17 protein-coding genes and 1 tRNA gene are annotated in these 20,221 nt (G+C 41.1%); 4 read left to right on the top strand and 14 right to left on the bottom strand.

Going from position 1 to position 20,221, the window contains the following annotated elements; all coding sequences use genetic code 11:
* Window positions 1-42 precede the first annotated feature (42 nt).
* Entirely contained in the window at window positions 43-909 is an 867-nt protein-coding gene (gene hslO, locus ODU39_RS01000) for an Hsp33 family molecular chaperone HslO (protein ID WP_024397774.1), read from the top strand.
* Window positions 902-1,906 (top strand): tRNA dihydrouridine synthase DusB, encoded by a 1,005-nt coding sequence (gene dusB, locus ODU39_RS00995; RefSeq protein WP_172048447.1) that lies wholly within the window; start codon window positions 902-904, stop codon window positions 1,904-1,906. Before hslO ends, dusB begins: the two co-directional genes overlap by 8 nt.
* A gap of 312 nt (window positions 1,907-2,218) precedes the next feature.
* Here the strand turns inward: dusB and ODU39_RS00990 are convergent, their stop codons facing one another.
* From ODU39_RS00990 to ODU39_RS00980, 3 genes are all read right to left on the bottom strand, one after another.
* Window positions 2,219-2,707: an adenylyltransferase/cytidyltransferase family protein gene (locus ODU39_RS00990; RefSeq protein WP_398579658.1), complete on the bottom strand. Its 489-nt coding sequence runs from the start codon at window positions 2,705-2,707 to the stop codon at window positions 2,219-2,221.
* 425 nt (window positions 2,708-3,132) lie between these two features.
* Window positions 3,133-5,586 carry an ATP-dependent Clp protease ATP-binding subunit gene (locus ODU39_RS00985; protein WP_398579657.1) on the bottom strand — a complete coding sequence of 818 codons (2,454 nt, stop codon included), beginning with the start codon at window positions 5,584-5,586 and terminating at the stop codon, window positions 3,133-3,135.
* 3 nt (window positions 5,587-5,589) lie between these two features.
* Window positions 5,590-6,048 (bottom strand): CtsR family transcriptional regulator, encoded by a 459-nt coding sequence (locus ODU39_RS00980; RefSeq protein ID WP_002937810.1) that lies wholly within the window; start codon window positions 6,046-6,048, stop codon window positions 5,590-5,592.
* Between the two features lie 268 nt (window positions 6,049-6,316).
* Between ODU39_RS00980 and ODU39_RS00975 the strand changes: the two genes are divergently transcribed.
* Complete coding sequence (locus tag ODU39_RS00975; RefSeq protein WP_398579656.1) at window positions 6,317-6,655, top strand: thioredoxin domain-containing protein; 339 nt, start codon at window positions 6,317-6,319, stop codon at window positions 6,653-6,655.
* Window positions 6,656-6,902: 247 nt separating this feature from the next.
* Here the strand turns inward: ODU39_RS00975 and ODU39_RS00970 are convergent, their stop codons facing one another.
* The 7 genes from ODU39_RS00970 to rpsB all read right to left on the bottom strand — a co-directional run bounded on the left by ODU39_RS00970 (window position 6,903) and on the right by rpsB (window position 13,608).
* Entirely contained in the window at window positions 6,903-7,523 is a 621-nt protein-coding gene (locus tag ODU39_RS00970; protein WP_398579655.1) for a Spy0128 family protein, read from the bottom strand.
* A gap of 36 nt (window positions 7,524-7,559) precedes the next feature.
* Window positions 7,560-8,267, bottom strand: coding sequence for a class B sortase (gene srtB, locus ODU39_RS00965; protein ID WP_029752678.1), 708 nt, complete (start codon window positions 8,265-8,267; stop codon window positions 7,560-7,562).
* Window positions 8,268-8,283: 16 nt separating this feature from the next.
* Window positions 8,284-9,312, bottom strand: coding sequence for a QVPTGV class sortase B protein-sorting domain-containing protein (locus ODU39_RS00960; protein WP_398579654.1), 1,029 nt, complete (start codon window positions 9,310-9,312; stop codon window positions 8,284-8,286).
* A 20-nt stretch (window positions 9,313-9,332) separates the two neighbouring features.
* Complete coding sequence (gene lepB, locus ODU39_RS00955; protein WP_079268952.1) at window positions 9,333-9,875, bottom strand: signal peptidase I; 543 nt, start codon at window positions 9,873-9,875, stop codon at window positions 9,333-9,335.
* 6 nt (window positions 9,876-9,881) lie between these two features.
* A complete protein-coding gene (locus ODU39_RS00950; RefSeq protein ID WP_398579653.1) occupies window positions 9,882-11,414 on the bottom strand; it encodes a Cys-Gln thioester bond-forming surface protein in 1,533 nt (510 codons plus the stop codon).
* Window positions 11,415-11,523: 109 nt separating this feature from the next.
* Complete coding sequence (gene tsf / locus ODU39_RS00945) at window positions 11,524-12,564, bottom strand: translation elongation factor Ts (RefSeq protein WP_043025357.1); 1,041 nt, start codon at window positions 12,562-12,564, stop codon at window positions 11,524-11,526.
* A 267-nt stretch (window positions 12,565-12,831) separates the two neighbouring features.
* Entirely contained in the window at window positions 12,832-13,608 is a 777-nt protein-coding gene (gene rpsB / locus ODU39_RS00940; protein ID WP_174853583.1) for a 30S ribosomal protein S2, read from the bottom strand.
* Between the two features lie 291 nt (window positions 13,609-13,899).
* Here rpsB and ODU39_RS00935 point away from each other — a divergent pair.
* A tRNA-Cys gene (locus tag ODU39_RS00935) sits at window positions 13,900-13,970 on the top strand.
* 42 nt (window positions 13,971-14,012) lie between these two features.
* Here the strand turns inward: ODU39_RS00935 and ODU39_RS00930 are convergent.
* The 4 genes from ODU39_RS00930 to rpmG form a co-directional block, all read right to left on the bottom strand.
* Window positions 14,013-19,082, bottom strand: coding sequence for a S8 family serine peptidase (locus tag ODU39_RS00930; RefSeq protein WP_398579652.1), 5,070 nt, complete (start codon window positions 19,080-19,082; stop codon window positions 14,013-14,015).
* 142 nt (window positions 19,083-19,224) lie between these two features.
* Window positions 19,225-19,764, bottom strand: coding sequence for a transcription termination/antitermination protein NusG (gene nusG, locus ODU39_RS00925; RefSeq protein ID WP_002940254.1), 540 nt, complete (start codon window positions 19,762-19,764; stop codon window positions 19,225-19,227).
* Between the two features lie 109 nt (window positions 19,765-19,873).
* The gene (gene secE, locus ODU39_RS00920) at window positions 19,874-20,050 is read right to left on the bottom strand and encodes a preprotein translocase subunit SecE (RefSeq protein ID WP_002940255.1); all 177 of its coding nucleotides are present in this window, start codon (window positions 20,048-20,050) and stop codon (window positions 19,874-19,876) included.
* 9 nt (window positions 20,051-20,059) lie between these two features.
* Window positions 20,060-20,212: a 50S ribosomal protein L33 gene (gene rpmG / locus ODU39_RS00915; RefSeq protein WP_002940258.1), complete on the bottom strand. Its 153-nt coding sequence runs from the start codon at window positions 20,210-20,212 to the stop codon at window positions 20,060-20,062.
* Window positions 20,213-20,221 lie beyond the last annotated feature (9 nt).

Below are 20,221 nucleotides of genomic sequence, written 5' to 3'. Positions count from 1 at the left end.
TTTTTCTACTGCTCCACCTCCACTTGTGCTATAATTAAAGTTATGGATAAAATTATTAAAACACTATCAAAAAGCGGGCATTTCCGTGCCTTTGTGCTAGATAGCACAGAAACCGTAAAAACAGCCCAAGAAAAACACGATACTATGGCGTCATCCACCGTTGCTCTGGGCCGCACTCTCATTGCCAATCAGATCTTGGCTGCCAATGAAAAAGGCGATACAAAAATTACCCTGAAAATCTTGGCTAGCGGTGCTGTTGGGGCTATCATCTCCGTTGCCAATACCAAAGGTCAGGTCAAGGGCTACATTCAAAATCCAGACTTGGACTACAAACGGACAGCGACTGGCGAAGTCATCGTTGGGCCTCTTGTGGGCAATGGTCAATTCCTGGTTATCACAGACTACGGAACAGGTCACCCCTACAATTCCATGACACCCTTGATTTCTGGTGAGATCGGTGAAGATTTTGCCTACTTCCTGACAGACAGCCAGCAGACACCTTCAGCAGTGGGATTGAACGTGTTATTAGACGAAGAAGACAAGGTCAAGGTAGCTGGCGGATTCTTGTTGCAAGTTTTACCAGGTGCAACCGAGGCTGAAATTGCCCGTTTCGAGAAACGTATCCAAGAAATGCCTGCCATTTCAAGCTTGCTGGCTTCTGAAAACCATATAGAAGCTCTGCTATCCGCCATTTATGGCGACGACGACTTCAAACGCCTCTCCGAAGAAGAAATCGGCTTTGTCTGCGACTGCTCTAAAGACCGCTTCCTCGATGCTCTAGCCAGCCTGCCAAAAACGGATCTGCAAGAGATGAAAGACGAGGACAAGGGCGTGGACATCACCTGTCAATTCTGCCAGACCCATTACCACTTTGACGAAAACGATTTGGAGGAACTCATCAATGGCTAATCTCAATACCCCTTTCATGATTGGTGATGTGGAAATCCCCAATCGCTGCGTGCTGGCCCCAATGGCTGGCGTGACCAACTCGGCCTTCCGCACCATTGCCAAGGAAATGGGCGCAGGCCTGGTCGTTATGGAAATGATTTCTGAAAAAGGCCTTCTCTACAACAACGAGAAGACCCTCCATATGCTCCATATCGACGACAACGAATACCCTATGTCTATCCAGCTTTTCGGCGGCGATGCCGAAGGACTAAAACGGGCTGCCGACTTTATCCAAACCAACACCAAGGCTAATATCGTAGATATTAACATGGGCTGCCCTGTCAACAAGGTCGTTAAAAACGAAGCTGGTGCCAAGTGGCTCAAGGACCCCGACAAGATTTACCACATCATCAAGGAAGTGACCTCAGTCCTCGATATTCCCTTGACTGTTAAAATGCGGACGGGTTGGAACAATACCGACCTAGCGGTCGAAAATGCCCTGGCCGCAGAAAGTGCCGGTGTGTCTGCCCTAGCCATGCACGGACGGACCCGCGAGCAGATGTACACAGGAACCGTTGACCTGGAAACCCTCACCAAGGTAGCCAGCAGCCTGACCAAGATTCCTTTCATCGCAAACGGCGACATCCGCACTGTCCAAGATGCCCGCCAGCGAATTGAGGAAGTCGGAGCTGATGCCGTCATGGTCGGACGGACTGCTATGGGAAATCCATACATCTTCAACCAAATCAACCACTATCTTGAAACAGGAGAAGTCCTGCCCGACCTCTCCTTCGATGACAAACTCAATGTCGCCTTCGACCACCTGACCCGATTGACCAATCTCAAAGGCGAATCCATTGCCGTACGTGAATTCCGTGGTCTTGCCCCTCACTACCTCCGTGGTTCAGCAGGTGCTGCCAAAATCCGTGGTGCCGTTGCCCGAGCAGAGACTATCGAGCAGGTCCAAGAACTCTTTGACCAAGCTAGAGAGGCCTATCAAGAACGGATTACTAAGTAATACTCTTCGAAAATCAAACTCAGCCGTTGTTGACTTGATTTTGATGAGTAAAAGGCTCCAGTGGAGCCTTTCAGCCTGTTACCTTGAAATAAAATAGTAACAGGGTTCTATCTGCGTCAGAGTGAAACGAACTTCGTTCGCCTATTTCCAACCTCCAAAGGTTCCCCGAACCTTTGGAGCAAGCCTAATTTTGATTTTCATTGAGTATAAGAAAATCTGAATAGAGTGGCATTCACTAACATTAAACCGATAAAAAAACGCATAAATCCAGGGTTATAACCTGATTTTATGCGTTTTTTCTGTATGATTACATTATTCCTGCTCAGCAAAAAAGTCAACAAAGGCAGGGGTAATATAGTCTCGATACTTCTCTGGATGTTCACGAATGAGGGTCGCTGAAATGCCAAATTTTCTAGGACTATAATGAGCTTGATAGCCTCGACTTTGCAGTTCCTGAGCGTATTCTTCCTCAGACACATAGAAGACTGGTACTTGATGTTCAGACAAATCCAATAAACCAAGCAAGCGTTCTAACCAAAGGTCCCAACCATCTGGATAGGGAGGCAAGTCCGTTTCATCCAAGGCACAAACTCTGACCAAATCATCACCCTCAAACTGCCCTTGAGCAAATTGAAATCGTTTGGTCAAATCTAAACCAATCAAATCCCCACGGTCCTTGTCATATCCTGACACCACAATACAAACCTGACCACAGGCCAACTTTGCTCGCTCGATCAAATCCAAATGTCCCTTGTGCATGGGAGCAAAGGTTCCGAAAACAACAGCTATGGTTTGATTCATAGATTTCCTTTCTACTTGCTAAAGAGGCGAGCAAGAAGCCCAGCACCTCTTCTCAGAGTTCGTGTCAACATCTTAGCGCAGTGGTTGATTGGGTTTAACAGTCCAGTGGACTGTTAAAGGTTGGAGATAAGATTTGCAAAGCAAATCTCATCAATTCGTGTTTTACACTCCAAATCTGACCACTACGACTGATGCGAACAGAGTTCGCTTCATTTCCAACCTCACAAGGTTCACTGAACCTTGTGAGCTGTGCGGGGGTGGGAGTAAATTAGTCCAGTGGACTATTTTAGCCCGAACCTACTGTTTGGAGGTGAGGGGAACTCTTTTTTAGACTAGTCGAGTTCTTTCTCACTCCCTATTTTATCCTTTTTTCAAAACGGAAGAACAATTCTGCATCTGGAAAGGATAGCAACAACAAGCACTCCTTATCCCTTTACCACACCAAACTTGAGTTCTTCGCCCTTGACCCCAACCTTCAAGGTCGAACCAGTAGCCAAGTCACCACGGAGTAACATTTCTGCCAACGGATCTTCCAATTTGGTTTGTAAGAGTCTACGAAGAGGACGAGCTCCCATTTCTGGGTCATAACCTTGTTTAGCCAATAACTTGAGGGCTGACGGTTGCAGTTTAAGGTTAATTCCTTTCTCAGCTGTTACAGCCAACAAAGGTTTAATCATGACCTTGACAACATCCTGCATATGAGTTTCCGTTAGGCTATGGAAGACAACTTTCTCGTCAATACGGTTGATAAATTCTGGACGATAGGCTTTTTTCAATTCCTCAAAAATGCGTTTCTCCACTTCCTTGTGGTCCTTAGATAAATCAAGGGCACCAAAACCAACTGTCTTATCATCACGAAGGGCTGTTGCTCCAAGGTTTGACGTCATGATAATAATGGTATTTGAGAAATCAACCCTACGTCCCTTACTGTCTGTCAGAACACCATCATCCAAGACCTGCAAAAGAACATTGAAAATATCTGGATGAGCCTTTTCAACCTCATCAAAAAGAAGAACAGAATAAGGTTTGTTACGAACTTTTTCTGTCAATTCGCCACCTTCCTCATAGCCCACGTAGCCCGGAGGCGCTCCATTGAGACGACTGGCTGCGAATTTCTCCATGTATTCAGACATATCAAAACGGATAAGAGCAGATTCGTCATCAAAGAGAACCTCTGCCAAGGCTTTAGCAAGCTCAGTCTTACCGACACCAGTTGGCCCCAAGAACATAAAGGAACCAATCGGTCTGCGACCTGTACGAATCCCTGACTGATTACGGCGAATAGCTCTGCTAACTGCAGAAATAGCTTCTTCTTGACCGATGACACGTTTATGCAGTTCTGCTTCCAAATTCAGATATTTCTTGGTATCTGACTGACTGAGCTTGGCTACAGGAATACCTGACAAGCGGCTAAGTGTTTCTAAAACATCTTCTTCTGTTACTTCAAGGTCATAGTTTTGACTAGCCTCGGCATCTTCTTTCGTTTTAATCAAAAGCTTGCTGACAGTCTTATATTTTTTATCCATCAAGGCCTTGTCAATACTCGTCAGTCCTGTTTCCTCAACCTGCCCTTTCACTCGATTTTGTACCGTTGCACTGGCTTCATCCAGCAGATCAATGGCAGAATCTGGCAGGTTTTTACTGGTCAAATACCGCTTAGCGTAGGTCACAGCAGTTTCAACAGCAGTATCTCCAATACGGACCCTGTGGTATTTCTCAAAAGTACCTTTTAAACCAGTCAAAATGGCAATGCTATCTTCCACTGTCGGCTCTTCAATGGTCACTTTGGCAAAACGACGAACCAGGGCTGCGTCTTTCTCAATATGCTTTTGATACTCTGTCTGAGTTGTCGCTCCGACCGTACGGAGGGTGCCACGAGCAAGAGCTGGTTTGAGGATATTGGCTGCATCCAAGGTCGAATCAATCCCTGACCCTGAACCCATAATGGTATGCAACTCATCGATGAAGAGGATGACCTGACCATCTTCCTCGATGTCGTTGATGATATTATTCATCCGCTCTTCGAAATCACCACGGAAACGAGTTCCAGCGATAACGTTCATTAAGTCAAGTTCCAAAACCCGCATCTTAGCCAAGCTGACAGGGACATCACCTGCAGCAACACGTTGAGCAAGACCCAAAGCAAGTGCAGTTTTTCCGACACCAGCATCACCAACTAGAACTGGGTTGTTCTTGGTTTTACGTGATAGAATTTGGATCATCCGTGCAATCTCAGCGTCTCGACCGATGACAGGTTCAATCTTCCCTTCACGCGCCAAAGCTGTCAAATCACGAGTGTAGTCTTCTAATCCACCACTTTGAGGTGCTGGGGGCATTCCCATCATCTGTCCCATATTAGTAGGTTTGGCTTTACCACCCTTCATCACACTGCGGATAGCTTTAAGGTCCTCTTTGGTAAATCCCGCACGTGCCTCCAAGTTTTTACGCAAGTCCAAAAAACGAAACTTATCATCTGAGTCTTCAAAATAAAAACCTACCTTGTCCAAAATCTGACTAGCCGTTGACCGCTTGTCCAACAACATAGCCATAAACAAATGCTCTGTTCCCAGCTCCTTAGCCTTGACGACTTCTGCAATTTTCTTGGCAAAACTAGCCGTTTCATCCAAACGTTTAGAAGATGGTAAAATACGAAAACTATCCAACTCTTCACGATAGACCTTGTCGGTCACAACAAAAGTTGCATGTTCATAGTCAGAAATTGAAATAGGATATTCTGCCAAAACAGCGCCGGCGACTGTATCATGGTTGATAACGAAAGACAAGAGCACATGCCAGGTTTCCAAGTAATCACAGGCATAACGTTGGGCCACTAACTGGGCATCTTCAAAAACCCGTTGTAAACCAGTTGAAATTTTCATGAATTATTCCTCTTTCCTATCTAAACGTCGTAGTATTTGACGCATCATGCGTGCTCGAATAGTACTTGCATCTTTTCCTAATATTTCATCAGATCCTGTGGACAAAAAGAGATTGCCTTCTCGTTCTGTCATCAATCCTTCATCAAAAAGGAGCTGTAAAATATCCGCATAAACCGTCGCAGACAACTGCTCACCCATATTGTTTAACAAATCATGGACCAGTTCGTGCTTATCCGAAAAGGTAATCCGCCCAATTCGGATATAACCACCACCACCACGCTTGCTTTCCACAATATAGCCACGGCTGGCTGTAAAACGGGTTTTAATGACGTAGTTAATCTGACTTGGCACCACTTCAAACCGACTGGCCAATTCACTTCGACGCAACTCAGCTACACTGACTTGGTCCAAGATGGCTTTGATATGCTCTTCTATATAATCCGATGTATTCTTCATCGCCATAGTATCGCCTCTTTCTTTGACTATCTTTGACCATTATACCTTAAAATGACGAATTTTGAAAGCAAAAGCCTAGCAACTAGCGTAGCAGAATTTTGAAATCTGCTCTGCTTTATCCTATAATAAAAGAAAAATAGAAAGGACTAGGGTCTCCGTATTTGGTTGAACTGAATACGGGCTACGGACGAGGCCAAAAAGATAAACGAGAACTAGTCATCGTTCTGTTTCCTATTTTGTCTGTATCCGCTTAAGGCCCTTTATATCTTATACCATGAACTTTCAAGATTACATTCAAGACTTTACAAGTGTGACTGTGGAGCAGGCACAGAACCTTCTAGCTGCAAAAGAGGGGGCTGTTCTCTTCATCGGACGAGCAACCTGTCCTTACTGCAACCGCTTTGCGCCAAAACTCCATAAGGTCGCCCAAGACAAGCAAGTGACCGTCCACTTCCTCGACTCTAGCCAAATCAGTCCAGAACTCCAGGCCCTTCGCGACCACTACCAAGTCCCAACTGTTCCAGGTCTTTTGGTCGCTAAACCTACTGGCATCCAAGTCCGCTGCGACTCCAGCATGACGGAAGAAGAAATTGTGGCTTTTATTGAGGACTAATACATAACAGACAAAAAAGCACCGACCACAAGACAGGTGCTTTTTAAGGAGATTATGAAAAATATTTAGGATTGATACTAGTATAACCTAACCAAATATATCCGACATCCGCCCTAAGACCGATTTTACAAAAAAGAAAAAGCCATTAGAAGTACAATTCTAACGACTTTATTTTGGTTTGAAGCATTGGCCAAAAAGCCAAAACTTTTACCATCTTTATTACAACTTGATTACATCACAATATAACTTAAAATGCTCTCTTATATACTATTAAACCAATAGATAAAGCAATAAGCATTACACCCAATAAGAAAATCTCTTTAGTAGTTTTTTCTCCTGTTTGAGGCAGAACTTTTGTGTTGTTAGCAACTTTTTTGTTGTCAGCAACTTTATTTTCTTCAGAGGTATAAATAGTTTTAAAGAGAAGTTCAGTTTTCTTATCTTGATTCATTTCTGAAGCAACTATTGATGTACGTAATTGAGCTGTCACTTCATCCACTGAAACAAGAACAGTAACTCGATATTTTGTCTGGTCAAAAATATAACCTTCTAAACCATTATCTTCCTGAGAAAGTATATATGTGTACTTACCAGGTGTTGTATAGGTTAAATTTGAAAAACGTCCCTCTTCTTCTCCGTCAACTGTTACTTTTGTCCCTTCTTTAGGTAGGGGAAAGCTAGGATCTTCTGGAGTCAAAATAAAAGTAAACTTTCCATTAGGGAGGGGTTTTCCATTCTGAGTCACTAACTGGTTTTTGAAAACAATTTCAGTAACAACGGATTGTTCAGCAGAAACTGCATTGACCACATGATTTGTTCCTAAAACCACCCCTAAAAAAACAAGTAACAGAGTGAATATTTTCTTCATATATAGCTCCATTATTCTATACTAATATCAAATGCTTTAAATTATCCCTAAAACCAATATTCTACCATCTGTTTCTGTATCTTCACAAGTCGACAACGCAACTAATCTATTTTGTTTCGTCATCTTTAAATCTCGATATTGAACTGATTTCGTTTTTATATGAGCTAGTAAATTCTCAAACCTCTGTTCATCAATTCCAGTCGGATTAAACATCATTTCATCAAAAGCATCTGTCTTCACACATGCAAAAAATGATATTGTTTTAGAAGAACCATCTGGGAGAAAAAGTGTCGCAGTTTTATGATCTTTAAAATAATCTGCGTTACAAAACTTTGGCAATTCCCCAAACATGACATCTCCTGCCATATGGTGGGCATAGATAATGGAATAAACATCATTAAAGCTAGATTGATTACGATGATCAAGGAAAACACTGCCAGAGAGGGAATATTCTCCCTCTACTGACTTATTAATATAGTCTAAGTTTGTTTTTCCTTGAACAAGAGGATAATCAATATTTGTTCCCTTTACTTCTAACCATCCTATTACTTCAGAATTTAAGTGTAGAAGCTTTTCAAAATCAATTTCATTCTCTTTATAACTTTGGTAATTAGCTGCGCTTGCATTATGATATAGAAAATAATTACTATACAAACCTAACAAAGCGAGTCCCAAAATTAGAAAACAGAACAGTAACAAACATCTATCAATTATCCAGTTTAACCACTTAATTAAGGCATACATATAACATTAGCATTGATTAAGCTTTTTTATTTTTAACAAAGTATAGAACTCCACCGATACCAACTAGTGTCATAACAGCATATGGAGCAATTGCCATCGCAACACCTGTCGGCGTATTAATGTTTTTATTATTTGTTACAACGATTGCATCTGAGGTAGCATCTGAAGTTTGTTCAGCAAATGCATATGCTTCCTGTTTGTCAACACCATCGTTCGTATCTTTATCAATTGTCGCTGTCTTCTGATAATCTTCTGAGCCAATTTCTTCTACTTTGTAGGTAACTCCAATTGGTAACTTAGCAATATCTAGTCTTTCACCGTCTTTTAGTTTAAAGGTGTTTTCCCCAATTGAGAACTGCTTACTATCAACAAGGTCGCCTTTCTTGTTGATTTTAGCTTCAATTGATCCTGATTTATAAAGTTCGTTAGCTGTTAAAGTAAGTTTAAATTCAAATTCCTTATTCTTATCACCAGCATTACCAGTCACTTTTTTTGTCACAGTTAACGCTGTTGTTTTCAAGGCGTTATCAAACTTAATTGGTTCCTTAGCTTCACTGCCTTCTTGACGTGAAATAATATACTTAGGTTTAATTGTATCGCCTTCACTCAATACATAAACATCAACTACATATTTCTTGTTAGAATAAGTTACACCTGGAGTATTTCCAGAAGTTTCTGTCACTAAATAACGATACACCCCTGGTTTTGGATAATTCACGCCAGAAAAATCAAAATCTGTAGTTTTATCTTTAGTTTCCATAGTATCAGTATTAGAGTATGAAATAGTTTTCTGAGTTACCATATCATTTACAATACCTGAATACACCGTTAAGCCATCTTTTGTTTCAGTTGAATCAGCTACATTCTGTGGAGTGATAGAAAAAGTAAAATCTGTAGCTGGTGACAAAACACCCTCTGTCAAACCAAATGACTTAGTTACCTGTAATGACGAACCATTCACTACTGGAGTCTCCTCCGCCTTAACTGTTCCTGTAGCAAGCATCATCAATGCCAAACCTGATACTAAAAAACTATACTTCTTCATTTTATATTCTCCTTCTATTTTTAAATATCTCTCACTCTGATGAGTGTAGTCACAACTCCTTTTATTTTATTTATAGGAATTGCTCCAATAAATCGACTATCCGTTTGTTCTTTTCTAAAATCATACAGAACAAAGTAGCTTCCCGCAGGAATTTCATAGGGATAGCTAACACCACTTGAATGGGCTGAAGTTTGATAGGGAAGCTCTTCTTCGCGAACATGACCATTCACCATCAATTCTCCCTTATCTGTAATATCAACAATATCACCTGACTGCGCAACTACACGTCCTACACGTTCGTAATCTTCTTCTTGATAAACAACAACATCATTAATTTTTATATTGTCATAAATTCTTGAATATATCGCCAGATCACCAACTTTTAAATTTGGAAACATGTGAATATTTTTTACAAAAATCACTCCTACGACAAAGTTTAGAAAAATGTATCCTATCCCTGCTATTACAGCACACTTAGTAATAAATTTTTTCAATCCTTGTCTACCTTCTCGCGACTGATTTTTATCATCTTTTTGAATAGGATTATTCCTTCTTTTACCCATACGTTTTTATTTTCTTTTAAAGCTGACAAATATGGTCGATACAATAGCTACCATAGCCAGACCAAACATCATTTGATATATATTGGTATTATCAGAAATTCCTGTCGGTACAACAATTTCTTTATTATTTTCAAACACCACAGCAACATCTGTGGAAACAGCGCTCCTTGTAATCTCTTTTGTTCCAACAAGTTGTTCTGACTCTGAATCAACACTAATCGTTGTTTTATAATCATCAGATACAAGTTCTCTTATAGTATATGTGTAATTTGTTGGAATATTTAAAATTTCAGCAGTCTCATTATCTCTCAACGGGAAGGAGATTCTACCATTTTTCAATGTTAGTTCAGCATTTTCTTCACTTCCTGTAATTTTGACTTTATATTCTCCTGCTAATGGTTGACCGGCTGCATCTTTCAGCTCTACTTCAAAATAGAAGTCTTTTGACTTATCCGAAGCTGTCCCTGTAACCTTTTTAGAAATTTGCAACTTGTGCGTCGTAGGTACAACAACTCCTTTTTTGTCTTCCATTCGAATCACATCAACCAATGCATCTGGATGATACTGCGTACCGATGAGTGACTGATAGCCGTTATTACTTGGAACAAAAAAATCTAAATCCGGCAACCCATCTGCACTCTCATTATTTTTAGCATACTCAATCAACGCTTTTGTTACTTTTAGAGTTGCATCATTCATATCACCAAATCCATGAGTATCTTCGCTCTTCCATTTATCTACATCTGCACTGTCTGTAAAATGGTAGATTGCTAACTGTGTTGCTGCACGGAATTGTGTTGCTGTCAGGTCTTGAGGAAGATTATCGTTTGTCCCTTTGTAGCCTTTGTGAATAACTTTTTTTATCCATGTCAAAAATACATTAGGATCAGTAGTTCGTGGAGAAACTGCATATTTTAATAAATCATTCCCTTTAATATGCGTGAACTTAACTTCACTAAGTGTTGCTACATCAGGTTCGATAGTATCCCCATTATCATAAGAATCCGGAGGTGAATGCAAATCTGCATTAAAACAGTAAACAACCTGAGGAGTTCCATCCGCGTTTTTGGCATAATAAAATTTTGCATAATTTTTTGTATCTAAATTTTCTTCAAAATAATAGTCATTGTACGCAATAGCCGAAAAAGGAGTCCCATTCTCTTTATAAGGGTTATCAACAAATTGACCATTTTTCTGAACTTGAACCTTGCCGTTCTGTACTTTAAAAGTTATAGGTTCTGCTATTCCATAACCTTGAGGCGGACTCACTTCAGTCAGTACATAAGTACCGTCCGGTAACTTTACTTGCTCTCCTGTGGCATTACTTACAAAGGTTCTTTCTTCGAAGCCACCGCCTGCTGTTTGAGTTAATTTTAAAGTTGCCCCCTCTAACAGTTTAGAGTAGTCGCCTTCCGCATACTTTCGGATAATAACCTGAGTTCCTACTTCTTCTGCTATCACCTTATTTTGTTTCCAACCAAATACAGAACAAAACAAAATGAACACAAAGAGTAGACTAAATTTATGAATATTTTTCATATATCCTCCGTGTTTTTTTATAACGCTAATGCTTCCTTCCTCTAGCACTATTTATTTGGAGCTATAGGAAGGAAGTACTAGTTTAAAATCTTATTCAAACAATTGGAGGTTATTTACCAAGAGCTGCTGCCATTGTAGCTGCAACTTCTGCTTCAAAGTCGTTTGAAGCTTTCTCAATACCTTCACCCACTTCGAAACGAGCAAATTCTACAACTGAAGCGTTCACTGAGTTCAAGTAAGCTTCAACTGTTTTGCTGTCGTCCATGATGTAAACTTGTGCAAGAAGTGTGTAAGCTTGGTCAACTTGAGTATTGTCAAGCATGAAGCGGTCCATTTTACCTGGGATGATTTTGTCCCAGATTTTTTCTGGTTTGCCTTCTGCTGCCAATTCTGCTTTGATAGCTTCTTCAGCTGCTGCAATCACTTCGTCAGTCAATTGAGCTTTTGAACCGTATTTCAACAATGGCAATGCTGGTTTGTCAACCATTGCACGGCTTTCGTTGTCTTGTTCGATCTTGTGGTTGATTTGTGCCAACTCATCTTTAACGAATTGCTCATCCAATTCAGTGTAAGAAAGAACAGTTGGTTTCATCGCAGCGATGTGCATTGAGATTTGTTTTGCAAGAGTTTCATCGCCACCTTCAACAACTGAGATAACACCGATACGGCCGCCGTTGTGTTGGTATGCACCAAATGCTTGAGCATCTGTTTTTTCAACCAAAGCAAAGCGACGGAATGAGATTTTCTCACCGATTGTTGCAGTTGCGTTTACGTATGCTTCTTCAAGGGTTTCACCTGAAGGCATAGCCAATTTAAGAGCTGCTTCGTTGTCAGCTGGTTTACCTTCTGCAATTACTTTAGCAGTAGTGTTTACCAATTCAACGAATTGAGCATTTTTCGCAACGAAGTCTGTTTCAGCGTTAACTTCAACAACTGCGGCTACGTTACCATCAACGTAAACACCAGTCAAACCTTCAGCTGCTACACGGTCAGCTTTCTTAGCTGCCTTAGCCATACCTTTTTCACGAAGCAATTCAATCGCTTTTTCGATATCACCTTCAGTTTCAACCAATGCCTTTTTAGCGTCCATAACGCCTGCACCTGATTTTTCACGCAATTCTTTAACGAGAGCTGCTGTAATTTCTGCCATGTCTATTCTCCTTGTTTGTATTTATAAAATAGAGGAGCGGGCTCAGCCCTGCCCCTCTAGGATTGTTTTTGTGTTTGATAAATAATGTAGAATGTACTCGGACTAAAAAGCTAGAATTTAGATAAATCTAACGCTTTTCTAAACGCCTTCGTTACTTATTCAATTGTACTCAGGCTAAAATCTTAGTGAAAAAGATAAACTTCCTTGTATGCAAGCATACTGCGTCAGTTTCCTATTTTCATACAGATTTCTAAACGCCTTCGTTACTTATTTTCCTTCTACAACTTCAACCAATTCTTCGATTGATTCTGTAGATGCTGCCTCAGCTGCCAATTCAGCTTCAACTGCTGCTACACTGTCTTCACCTTGGTTACCTTCGATGATAGCGTCAGCCATTTTAGCTGTGATCAATTTAACAGCGCGGATAGCGTCATCGTTAGCTGGGATGATAACATCAATATCATCTGGATCTGTGTTTGTGTCAACCATCGCTACAACTGGGATACCCAATTTCTTAGCTTCTTTAACAGCGATTTGCTCTTTATGTGGGTCAACAACAAACATTACGTCTGGAATGCGTGGCATGTCAGCGATACCGCCCAAGAATTTTTCAAGACGAGCACGTTGTTTGTTCAACAATGCTACTTCTTTCTTAGGAAGCACTTCAAAAGTTCCATCTTCTTCCATGCGGTTGATTTCTTTCAAACGAGCGATACGTTTTTGGATTGTACCCCAGTTTGTAAGAGTTCCACCTAACCAACGGTGGTTGATGAAGTATTGACCAGCGCGGATAGCTTCGTCTTTAACAGCTTCAGCAGCTTGTTTTTTAGTACCTACGAACAAGATAACTGCGTCGTTTGCTGCAGCGTCACGGATGAATTCGTAAGCTTGGTCAGCCAATTTTACAGTTTGTTGCAAGTCGATAACGTGGATACCGTTACGCTCTGTGAAGATGTATTTAGCCATCTTAGGATTCCAGCGACGAGTTTGGTGACCGAAGTGTACACCAGCCTCAAGAAGTTGTTTCATTGAAATTACTGCCATGAGTATTTCTCCTTTTTGTTTTTTCTCCTCTCCCGAACTTCGACTTGCAGCCCAACCTTTCGGCAACAAGACCACAATTGGTCCGAGATGAGTATTTGTTGCACAGCAACTTTATCAGTATATCAGATTACCTGCCTATTTTCAAGTAAAACAACCGAGAAATTCATAAAAATCTGCTATCCCAAAATTCTCAAAGTAAGTTCTAGTCTACCGTAAAATCTGGAAATTGGGCTGATTCGAAAATTTCCACTTGACCATTTCCATGATTTAAGATACAATATTCTTTGTTATGGCGGTATAGCCAAGTGGTAAGGCACGGCTCTGCAAAAGCTTGATCGTCGGTTCAAATCCGTCTACCGCCTTTTAATATTCGAAAAAACCTAGGAATCTCCCTAGGTTTTTTGCTATTCTTTTCGTTTCAGATTTCCGAGGGCCATAGCTCCACCAAATAGACCTAACAAGGCACTTATAAAGACACTTCCAAGGCTATCCCCAGTTTGAGGCAGTTTCCCACTAGTATCCGCCGCTAGTGCACCTGTCTCTCCTCTTCCGCTTCTTTCAAAGAATTCTCTGTGAGGTACGGACACCTCTATTCTCTCGTCAGAAATTCCTAATGCCTCCTCATGTTTTGTAAGTCTCCCCAAATGCTCCACACCATCTTCTCTTGTATCGCCAGTTAACAGCGCGATTTCAGTGGATTCTGTTTGCGGAGCAAGTGAATCCTCTTCTTTTGGCATTGGTACCTGCACTTCCGATTTCGGAATAGGAATGCTAGGGGTTTGATCCTTGTCTGATTGCTCCACATGAAGGTCTTTTTCAGGAACCTGCTCAGATACCTCCTTGTCATTTAACCGTACCTTATATTTCTTCACAACAGCATTTCCAAAACTGTCACTCAAATCAAGTTTGACTGTATCCCCGTCTTTCAGACTATGTAGCTCATAACGAAAGGCTTTTTCATTATTTCCATACTGCCTCCAGAAGCCTCCTCGAGCTACAAAATCTTCGTTGATCTTCAAGGACCAATAAATTCCATTATCCTTGGCGCTTCCGGTAAGTGTCAAGTGCCCATCAGCATCTGCTAGGAGGACTCCTGCATACTGATTTTCCTCGTCTTCATCTTCTTCACTATCCACTACCTGTCTTTCCAATGGTAGCACCTCATTTTCCAGCTGTAAAACAGGATTTTCTGTATCAACCAACATCTGATATTTCTTCGTGTAAGTCAACTCATCTGCCTCATTGTACACACTTATATCCACAACATTACCCTCTTCAATCAGGGTAACTGGATAGGTCAACTTACCATCCTCAAAATAGCGTTTTTCGCCACCATTGATGCGCACAGAATGAGCTTGATCCGTTTCTTCTTCTATTTCAAATGTAAATAGATAAGTCCCATCTTCTTGCTTTTTGAAGTCGACCAACCCGCTATCTAGCTCACGACCAAGACTTTCTTTATTGAAACGAATCGGGTCAATCAACCAGTTATTGACAGTAATCGGAACTTCTGTTTCCTCCTCCTCATCCAGACTCTCTGGACTTGTATTGATACGAAGGTCCTTTAATTTATTGCCCTTCTCATCTACCGCAGTTAACATGATGGCTCTAGGAAAATCAGATTTAAAGAAGTCTTGCTCAAAACTGCCGTCTTCTTTTACATCTATGATTTTCAGCTCTCCCTTACCAATGTCTAGATTGGAATAGTAAAGTTTGATGTCCTTAGGAAGACTAACATTATCACTCACTTTCCCCTTCAATGTAAAGCGTCCGTTTTTACCAATCTGGATAACCTCTTCATCCTCTTCAATATCAAGCTCAATCGTCGGCTTTTCATTATCTACCAAATAATTCAAGGTTTTAGTGTAAATATGCTTGCCATCCTTATCTTTCAAGATTAATTCAAAACTATGACGTCCATCTGATTGTCCTGGTATCTGGAGGGATAGTTGACCATTCTCCAGAGAGTAATTCACAGCCTGAGCATCCAAGTTAGCCTGCACATCGGAAACTTGCGCTGAGACGTTCGCTTTAATTTCTACAGTTTTCTTACTGCGAGTTGCCATCAAATCTTCCAAATTTTTAAACTGGATTACAGGCGCCACTAAGTCTTTTTCAACAGCAACCACATTACCCGCTATATCCATCACCTCAACACGGAGATGATTTTTAGCATCGAGTGGCAGTTCCACTTCTTTGAGATGGTAATGTAGTTGACCTGCATCATCTACAACCTTTTCAACAAGAAGATTTTCTCCATTTAGATTAGCTCGAACCTCCCAAACTTTATTATTATCCTTGGCTGTAACGACCAGTTCTCTATGGCTGGTTAGACGATTGGTATCAATCGCGACAATTTCTGGCTTTTGATTATCAATTTTGACTGGCAGATAGGTATACTGATAGGCACCATTTTCTTTATTTTTTACCCGCAATCTAAAGAAATATTGTCCTTCCGGTGCTGGTATATTTTCATCCTTGCTTGCATCGTACACTTTCCCATCCCAACGGTGCAATTCTATCGGAGTACGAAGTTTGGAATACTCCGAAAGACTTTCAAAATAATCTACATAGCGAACACGAGACAGCATGGTTCCTGTATCAATCCGCCTCAAAACAGGAGCATCTTCTGTAGCTTCTTTTACAATATCCAAATCATAGTTGGTAATATCCCTCAATAGCGCAAATCGAACAAAGGCATTCCCAATCTGACTATCCGAATGCTGGTTTTGAATTGCGATATTATCTGGATTTAGAGTCGATTGATTATCTTGAATCTTTTCACGCCCAAGTTCAATATAGCGCCCAGACTTATTATGTTTATAACTAGATAAAACCGAGGTCAGTTTCAATTTAGAACTGGTTTCCCAAGCCGGTGCATCAACAATCCTTTCTTTTGACCAGTCACCAACAAAGCCAAAATAAGGAATACTGATGTCCGACTGCCCCTCCGTCAATGATTTGAAGTAAATATACCCTTCTGCAAACTGGTCTTTCGCTTCTCCTGCATCCAATCTCAGACGAATAGTTTTCTTCTCTTTCGGACCCAGTTGAATGGATTGCTCAGAAAGATGAATACTCGAACCCTTGATTTCTGCCGCATGAATCTCTTTAACTACTTTTCCAGAACGTCCTATTCTATCAACAGGAACATCTTGACTAGTCAATACTTTCCCAGCTGAAATAGCAAAGCTTCTTTGTTGGTTTCCCAGATTTTCCAAGGTTACCTCAAATTCTGTCTCACGCCCTATTTCTTTTAATTCCACCCCTCCTTTTAGACGGTGGTGAAGAATCACATCTGTTTCAAAGGCTCTATCAATCTGCAACAGACCAGCACCTTGTTGTCTCGGAGAATTTTCCAAAGCATGCCCAGATGAATCTAGAACATCAACCAAAGGGGTAGCAGTATTCATCAAAATGATTCTCAGCAAATCCATCCTAGTCATGCCTTCTGGTGGTGTCATTTGGCGAATCCGCGGCAATAAAAGTGCACTGGCACCCGCCACAATTGGCGAAGCCATCGAAGTCCCCGACATGGAGCCATAACGATTGTCATTCAAGGTTGCATAAACATCCTCTCCTGGTGCCACAATCTCTGGCTTCAATTCTAAGTTGACCGTAGGCCCCCAACTAGAAAAGCCTGATACCGTCGGTACTTCAATCAACTTCTTCATTCCAATTATAGGCCTGAGGACCAAACCAGTGTTGCCTTGCGATTGGTTGGCAACTTCTAATAATCGCCTTCCATCTTCCCCGCTAAGACTAATTCCCCAGATAGAGGAGTAGGAAAGCAAAGTCTTATCATCTACCAATAACTGATGGGTCCTATAATAATCCTTATTCCATCCCTGATCTGTGTTTATCACAATAATTCCAGCAACATCCTTGAATTTCAAATTACGAACAGCATCTTTCAAGTCAAACTTATCTTTTTTGATAACCGCGACTTTACCAGCCAAATCAAGCCCCTGCACTTCTTCCCAATGACCATTTCCAGCATCTACAAATTCATATTTTCCCTCTGTAAGCGTTGTATAGCCAATAGGATAGTAGCCAAAAGACTGCCCATTCAGCATAAATTCGCGTTGAACAAGATGGGTATTTCTCGCCGATCCAACCGCGATAACTGCAGGAGTCGCTGCTACGCCAACTGTTGTTGCCGTATCCACAGCTCCCAAGGCATTATTTGTATGCAAGTCAAAAGATGTGTCTGAGGAAGAAGCTCCAGCATTACCAATAGCTGCTGTAATGATAATCCCCTTTTCTGCTGCCCTCTTAGCAATCGTGTAGTAAGCATTCCCTGGCAGCCCGCTATCATAATAACCAACGCTCAAGCTGATGACATCTGCCCCGTGTTTGATAGCATCTTCAATGGCAGCATAGGCAGCATCCTCCGTCTCAGCTTTATAATTTTTAGGGTCATTTGAAAAAATCTTGTAGACTAGCAGTTGTGCGTTGGGAGCAATCCCATCAACTCCCTTTTTAGACGCAACTTCTTCGTCTGTTGCATTTCCAGCCAGAGTTCCTGCAATGTGCATGCCATGTGGTTCGTGGGTATTATCGTAAAGATTATCGTTACCAGATACATAATTATAGCCATGGGGAACTTTCAGTGTGTATGTTCCTGTCGTAGATGGAGTAATGTCCTTGATTTTAGGAATGACACCATCATCCAACCTCATGTCTTTGTGCTTAATATCCAAACCGGAGTCAATGACTGCAATCACCATTCCGCGACCATCTGTCTGATATTTAGAACTTGCTTTTAAGGCACCAACCAGCTGTTTAGCAGTATGAAGAGTCGGTCGGATACGGCGACTCTCTTCTAAAGAGGTTAATTCGGTAATTGCCTTCACATCAGACAAACTTTCTTTCCCTACCTCTACAGATGCTCCCGTTAAAACCTCCTTATACTCATGAACAATTTTAACGCCATCAATTTTCTTTAATTTATCCAATACAAGATTTCGGTTCTCTTCGGAAAATTGTAAAATATAGCGCCCTGTTGTCACCTCTTCTGACTCAAGCTGTGATTCTTGCGGGATTGTTTGAGGAGCACTAACTTCTTTTACGCTAATGTCTTCTTTTTCCCTTGACTCTTCTGTTGTCTTACCAGCTGTAGTTTTTATCTCGGTCGCAACTCGATCTGTGAGAAGACCTGATTCTTCACCCGCCTCTGTATCTACAACTTCTTCGACTGCTCCCTCTTCAGCAACTGGTTCATCCACCTGCTCCGTTTTAGCTGGCTCATCTGATAATGGTCCATCTTCTTTTTTCTCTGCCACAGAATCTTGCTTGCTGTCCATATCCGTTGCGACCGCAACCGTAGACTCCAATCCTTCTCCACTAGTATCTGCTTGAACCATCGGAATACCTGTGATAAAAAATCCTATTGATACCGATGCCACACCGACACTTAACTTCTTGATGCTAAAGCGTTGTTTATTCTCAATTTGAGACCACTTCTGTTTCATAAAACCTCCGTTTTTTAATATTGATTAATTTATAAGTTAGGTATACCTAATTCTATAAAATTTTTAAATCTTTGGCAAGTTTTTTTTGAGTTAGCCTCAAAATCAAGAAAAAGCACAGGTTTCCCTGCGCTTTAACAACTTATTACAACTCAGCAATCTGGCTCAAGTTAACCTCTGCAATGGTATCATTACCAAACATAGAGATAACCATTTTGACCTTGTTGTTATCAATTTCTGTAATTTTACCTGTGTAGTCTGTGAAGGCACCGTCGATGATACGAACAGTATCGCCAACTTTGACATCAATATCAAATTCTTGAACGGTTTGTCCCATAGACACCAAGATTTGACGGATTTCTTCTTCCAAAAGTGGAGTTGGTTTTGAACGGTTACCGTGTGAACCCACGAAACCTGTAACGTTTGGCGTGTTACGAACCACAAACCAAGCTTCATCGGTCATAACCATTTCAACCAAAACATAACCAGGGAAACGGTTTTCTTCTACTTCCTTGACCTCACCGTTCTTCTCAACCTGAACAGTCTGAGTTGGAATTTCCACACGGAGGATGTTTTCCAACATGTTATAAGTGTGGGCACGTTGGAGCAAGTTTTCCTTCACTTTATTTTCATATCCTGAGTAGGTCTGCAAAACAAACCAGCCTTTATCAAAACTATCGTACATTGTTACTTCCTTTCTTTGGAAACACGGAATTTTTAGACGCTAAAAAAAGCCCGAAGGCTTTCGCTTTTCCTTATTATATCACTTCCATTTTACAAATGGCAAGTATTTTCTAGAAAAGATTGATCAAGCTCATGATTCCTCGTGACAAAATCAAGTCAAAGAGGTAAACCACCGCTACGAAAAAGGCAGTATATTCCACTACAGACACGAAATCCGTCCAGCTCTGCTTACGAGTTGGCCAAGACGTATCTTTTAAAATGCGGATAATGTCTTTGATAAATTTCATGCGTGACTCCTATCTGGTTTCCTTGTGAACAGTGTATTGTCCACAGTGTTTACAAAATTTATTTACTTCTAACCGTGTTGGCTTGGGATTGCTCGAAAGGCTGATTGAATAGTTTCGAGAACCACAAACAGTACAGGCTAGGCTTGCTTTTTTTAGTGCCATAAAGCCCTC

The organism is Streptococcus sp. 2021WUSS126, assembly GCF_044427255.1.
Lineage (GTDB): Bacteria > Bacillota > Bacilli > Lactobacillales > Streptococcaceae > Streptococcus > Streptococcus hashimotonensis.
This window is presented reverse-complemented; position numbering and strand designations above follow the sequence as displayed.